This window comes from Parvibaculum sp., from assembly GCF_035511255.1.
In the GTDB taxonomy this organism is placed as follows: domain Bacteria; phylum Pseudomonadota; class Alphaproteobacteria; order Parvibaculales; family Parvibaculaceae; genus Parvibaculum.
This window is the reverse complement of sequence record NZ_DATKFR010000115.1, coordinates 1-5,481: the sequence shown is the minus strand read 5'-3', so window position 1 is coordinate 5,481 and position 5,481 is coordinate 1. Positions and strand designations below refer to the sequence as shown.

At 63.9% G+C, this 5,481-nt stretch carries 6 protein-coding genes; 5 read left to right on the top strand and 1 reads right to left on the bottom strand.

Translation table 11 applies throughout. From position 1 onward, the window contains the following. The 3 genes from VMR03_RS03985 to VMR03_RS03975 form a co-directional block, all read left to right on the top strand. Positions 1-1,770: DUF2118 domain-containing protein (locus tag VMR03_RS03985; protein WP_325402516.1), on the top strand; the 1,770-nt coding region annotated here is incomplete at its 5' end. 191 nt (positions 1,771-1,961) lie between these two features. Next, positions 1,962-2,960, top strand: a complete 999-nt coding sequence (locus VMR03_RS03980; RefSeq protein WP_325402514.1) for a polymer-forming cytoskeletal protein — start codon at positions 1,962-1,964, stop codon at positions 2,958-2,960. Between the two features lie 85 nt (positions 2,961-3,045). Continuing rightward, positions 3,046-3,906: a hypothetical protein gene (locus tag VMR03_RS03975; RefSeq protein WP_325402512.1), complete on the top strand. Its 861-nt coding sequence runs from the start codon at positions 3,046-3,048 to the stop codon at positions 3,904-3,906. Positions 3,907-3,929: 23 nt separating this feature from the next. Here VMR03_RS03975 and lipB read toward each other — a convergent pair whose 3' ends face one another. Next, the gene (gene lipB, locus VMR03_RS03970) at positions 3,930-4,601 is read right to left on the bottom strand and encodes a lipoyl(octanoyl) transferase LipB (protein WP_325402510.1); all 672 of its coding nucleotides are present in this window, start codon (positions 4,599-4,601) and stop codon (positions 3,930-3,932) included. A 58-nt stretch (positions 4,602-4,659) separates the two neighbouring features. Here lipB and VMR03_RS03965 point away from each other — a divergent pair, with 58 nt between their 5' ends. Together VMR03_RS03965 and VMR03_RS03960 are read left to right on the top strand one after the other, a co-directional pair. Beyond that, positions 4,660-4,887 (top strand): FliM/FliN family flagellar motor switch protein, encoded by a 228-nt coding sequence (locus tag VMR03_RS03965; protein ID WP_325402508.1) that lies wholly within the window; start codon positions 4,660-4,662, stop codon positions 4,885-4,887. Between the two features lie 156 nt (positions 4,888-5,043). After that, positions 5,044-5,481, top strand: a 438-nt coding sequence (locus VMR03_RS03960) for a precorrin-2 dehydrogenase/sirohydrochlorin ferrochelatase family protein (RefSeq protein WP_325402506.1), incomplete at its 3' end; no start/stop codon positions are given.

The window sequence follows — 5,481 nt, the reverse complement described above, 5'->3', positions numbered from 1 at the left end:
TCCGAGAATCCGAAATTCGCCATCGCGCTCCAGGAAGAGGGCATCGCCTTCATCGGCCCGAACATCAAGGCCATCGAGGCGATGGGCGACAAGATCGAGTCGAAGAAATTCGCGAACGCCGCGAAGGTCTCGACCGTGCCGGGCTACCTTGGCGTCATCGGCGACGACAAGGAAGCCGTCAAGATCGCCAATGAGATCGGCTATCCGGTCATGATCAAGGCCTCGGCCGGCGGCGGCGGCAAGGGCATGCGCATCGCTTGGTCCGAGAAGGAAGTGGCTGAAGGTTTCGCCGCTTCCAAATCGGAAGCGAAGTCGAGCTTCGGCGACGACCGCGTGTTCATCGAAAAATTCGTGACGCAGCCGCGCCACATCGAAATCCAGGTGCTGGGCGACAAGCACGGCAATGCGATCTATGTGCTGGAGCGCGAATGCTCGATCCAGCGCCGCAACCAGAAGGTCATCGAAGAGGCGCCGTCGCCTTTCCTCGACGAGAAGACCCGCAAGGCAATGGGCGAGCAGGCGGTCGCGTTGGCGAAGGCCGTCAATTACGAAAGCGCGGGCACGGTCGAGTTCATCGTCGACAAGGACCGCAATTTCTATTTCCTCGAAATGAACACGCGCCTTCAGGTCGAGCATCCGGTGACAGAGCTCATCACCGGCATCGATCTCGTCGAGCAGATGATCCGCGTTGCGGCCGGCGAGACGCTCTCGCTGAAGCAATCGGATATCAAAATCAACGGCTGGGCCATCGAAAGCCGCATCTATGCGGAAGATCCTTATCGCAGCTTCCTTCCCTCGACCGGCCGCCTCGTGCGCTACCAGCCGCCGGCGGAAGAAGTGAAGGACGGCCTTACCGTCCGCAACGACACGGGCGTCTATGAAGGCGGCGAAATCTCGATCTATTACGATCCGATGATCGCCAAGCTCTGCACGCATGGGCCGGATCGGCTGACCGCCATCGACCATATGTCGGTCGCGCTCGACCAGTTCCGCATCGAGGGCATCCAGCACAACATTCCGTTCCTCGGCGCGATCATGGAGCATCCGCGCTTCCGCTCGGGGAACATCACGACGGGTTTCATCGCCGAAGAATTTCCCGAGGGCTTCCACGGCGTCGAACTGAACGATGCGCGCAAGGTGAAACTCGCCGCGATCGCGGTCTTCATGAACAAGCTCCATGCCGACCGTGCGGTGCAGATCACGGGCCAGCTTTCCAATCGTCCGCGCAAGCTGCCCAGCGAATGGGTGGTGAGCCTCGACGGCTGGTCGCAGCGCGCCCGCGCCGAAGCGACGGAAGCGGGGCTCGACGTCAGCTTCCACGACGAGGACGGCAAGGTCACGGGCGTGCATCTTGTCGAGAGCGACTGGACGCCGGGGCAGGCGGTCTTCGTCGGCACCGTCGATGCTGCGCCGATCTCGGTCCAGATCGACCGCGCCAAGCAGGGCTACAAGCTGCGCTATCGCGGTGCGACGGTCTCGGCCGTCGTCCGTACGCCGCTCGCCCATCGCCTCAACCTGCTGATGCCGGAAAAGGTCGCGGCCGACACGTCGAAATATCTGCTGTGTCCGATGCCCGGCCTCGTGAAGTCGATCGCGGTCACGGTCGGCCAGGAAGTGAAGGCCGGCGAGCCGCTTGCCATCGTCGAGGCGATGAAGATGGAGAACATCCTCCGCGCCGAAAGGGATTGCACGGTCGCGGTCATCGAGGCGCAGCCCGGCGACAGCCTGGCAGTCGATGCCGTCATCATGGAATTCGAGTTCGGGAAGTAAGGTATTGATCCTTCCCTTTACTCGTCGTGCGCGGGCTTGACCCGCGTACCCACGTCTTTCCTTGCGCGACGCAGAGAGGAAGTCGTGGATACGCGGGTCAAGCCCGCGCATGACGGATGAGGGGACTGCGGTTGACACCCGGTGCCATTCCGCAGAGCCTTTGCGACCTCAGCGACGCGAGGAGGCAGCCCATGCGCAGCGGATTTCTGTCGGCTTTTTTGATCGCCGTTTCGGCGCTTCTCCTCGCCGCGCCTGCGCGGGCCGACATCGCGAAGGGCGCGACGCCCGCCGCCGTCGAATGGAAGGTGGGCAACACCGCTTATTTCGCCGGGCGCGACATCACCGTCGACAGCAAGATCGACGGCGCCCTCGCCGTGACCGGCGAAACCATCACCATCACCCGGGACGCAACCATCGGCGGCGACGCCTGGATCGCCGGCCGCCGTGTCGCGACCGAGGGCGACATCGGAGGCGATCTTTCGATCCGCGCGCAGGATGCGCTCGTCAACGGCCATGTGAAGGGTGACGTCTCTTTCTACGGTGTGCATCTCGCTTTCGGACCGGATGCGAAAGTCGACGGCAAGGTCGATTACTACGCGGCCGGTCCGGCGGAAATAGACTCCGGGGCGCGCATCGCGGGCGGCATGCGCTCGAAGGTCTGGGACGAAGCGACGAAGCCCCGCATGCCGCGTCAGCCCGAAGAGAGCTGGCGCGACCGCTGGCCGGCGCCGGGCTACCGCCTCTCCTGGCCGGGCGCGGTCTTCTTCGGCGTGTTGGCCGGCATCGTCGCGCTGGCGGCTCCGGCCCTCGCGGCGCGCCTCGGCGAAACCTCGACCGCGCAGCCTGGGCTCGCTTTCCTGATCGGCCTCGTCTGGCTCGTCGGCACGCCGGTCGCCGCGATCGTCTCGGCGGTGACGATCGTCGGCCTGCCGCTCGCCTTCATCGTCATCCTGCTCTGGCCGCTCGGCATGCTGATCGGCCTCGTCGTCGCCATCATGATCGTCGGCGAGCATTTCGCCGGCCGCATGCGGCCGCGCTACGAGCGCACGGCGCGCGTCGCGGGCGGCATCGCGGTTGCGACGATCCTGCTCTGGATCGGCATCTCGCTTCCGGCCTTCGGCGGCCTCGTCTGGCTCGCCGCCGTCACCTTCGGCGTCGGCACGCTGGTGCTCTCGGCGCGGGTGGCGTGAACCGGACTCCGGTCTATTCGTTGTAGTCGCTTCGTTGCGCCGCGATGTGATATGAAGCGCGACCCTTCGCGTTTCCCGGTCCGTCATGGCCCTGACTGCCGCACAGCTATCCCAGCGTCCGAAGTGCCACGACGAGATCAGGCGTCACGCGGCGGCGCTGCTGCGGGCGCTTGAACAATTTCCGCGCCTCTCGTCCGTCTTTGCGAGCGAGCAGCGCGGCATGATGGCCAATATAGCCTTCGGTCTCTATTTCGACCCCGCTTCCGACTTGCCGCGTCGCGGCATCGTTCTGGCGCGGTTCCTTGAGCTGGTAGAAGAGCGCGGCGTCGCGAGCCGGAACACCGCCGACGTCTTCATCAAGGAAATGATCAAATACGGCTATCTTCGCCCCTTTGCGGTGGAGGGAGACAGACGCAAGCGGCCGCTCGAGCCGACCGAGACCAGCATGGCGAGCTTCGTCACATGGGTCGTGGTGCATCTCGAGACGCTGGACGGCTTCGATGGCGGCGCGCGAATAGACACCGTCATGCGCGATCTGGATGTCCTTTCCAGGCTTCAGCCGCATATTGCGGTCGATCTCGTCGGCGATGGCGGGCAGGCGAAATATCCCGAAACGTTGGCGCTTTTCGCCTGGGTCAACAACAGCAAGCTGTTCAGCCTGCGCATTCTGGCGGGCATGGGCGACGTCGAGCCGGAGGCCAGGCGGGTCGCGACGGATATCGACTCCGTCGCCGAACTCGCGACATGGATGAGCGTTTCGCAGACCCACCTGGCGCGCAAATTGCGCGAGGCCGAAGACCTCGGAAGCATCGGCTGGAGCGGCAGGCGGGGCCAGTCGCCGATGTGGATATCGACGGGATTTCTGAAAGAGCTGATCGACGAGCAGTCGTCGAGGCTCGCGGTCTTCGATGCGGCCTTCGATGCGGTCTTCGCCGGCGCGGCTTGAATAAGCCGCCTCGACAGCGGCCGCTAGAATATGTCCGTGAATGTCTTCTTCAGCGCCATGTCGACCTCTTCCATGCTGACCACATGGCCGAGATTGGCGAGGCTCGTCACGCCATGCTGCGAGATGCCGCAAGGAACGATCCCCGAGAAGTGATCGAGGTCCGGCTCGACGTTGATGCTGATGCCGTGGAACGTCACCCATTTGCGGATGCGGACGCCGATGGCGGCGATCTTGTCTTCGCGGCCGATGCCTTTATCGGGACGGCGCACCCAGACGCCGACACGGTCGTCGCGCACTTCGCCGATGACGTTGAAGCAGGCGAGCGTCGCGATCAGCCAGCGTTCGAGATCGCGGACATAGGCGCGCACATCAGGTCCGCGCTTCTTCAGGTCGAGCATCACATAGGCCACGCGCTGTCCCGGCCCGTGATAGGTGTACTGGCCGCCGCGTCCTGTCCTGAAGACCGGAAAGCGGTCGGGCGTCAGCAGATCCTTTTCATCGGAACTCGTGCCCGCCGTGTAGAGGGCAGGGTGCTCAAGCAGCCAGACGAGTTCGGGCGCATCGCCGGCCGCGATGGCGGCGGCACGCGCTTCCATCTCCGCGACGGCGATGTCGTAAGGCACGGGTGCGTCGGATACGCGCCATTCGACGGGCGTGGCGGAAAGTGGGGCGGCGAGGGCTTCGGCTTTAACCATGGGGTAACTCTAGCATGCGACTTTCATGGAGGTCGCGTGATGCCAATTGGGGGCGGGGATGAATTCCGTCAATAACGTCTTCGTCGAGATTTCGGTGGTGCTGGGCAAAACCTCCTTGCCGGTGCATCAGCTATTGAAGATGGGCCGTGGCGCCGTCATCGAACTCGACGCCCATCATGAGGACGAGGTTTGGCTGCTGGCCAACAACGTGCCAATCGCCCGTGGCGAGATCGTTGTGCAGGGCGAGAAGATCGCCATCTCGATCACCTCGACCATCAAGAACTGAGCGCGCGTCGCTAAATTCTTCATAAATATTGTGTGGATTAGGTATTAATACGTCTGGATATTGAATTATCCGGGCCGTTGGCCTATTTCTACGGAGATTAATCTCGACGTTCCGCGGCGAGGCGTGTCGCCCCGCCGATTCCCGTCAGGAGTGGTCATGCTTCCCATCGTACTCGATGCCGGCACGCTCAGGATCGTGCTGGTCGGCGAGGGCGGGGCCGCCTTGAAACGGCTGGAATTTCTGGATGCCGCCGGAGCCGCCCATCTGGAGGTTTATTCTAAGGCCCCTGAAGCGGCTTTCGCCGCCCGAGCCGGAAACAGGCTTCGGGGCGCAAGGCCCTCCAGGGAGGCTCTGGAGGCCGCCCAGGTGGTCCTGATCGCAGGGCTTCCGCAGGACGAGGCGTCGGGGCTCGCGGAGGCCGCTCGCAAGGCGGGACGGCTGGTGAATACGGAGGACGTGAAGGCGCTTTGCGACTTCCACGTGCCATCGACGGTGAGGCGGGGCGACCTGCTTCTGACAGTTTCGACCGGGGGAAAGTCCCCGGGCCTCGCGCGGCGCCTCCGGCGCTATCTCGAGGATTTGTTCGACCCCGAT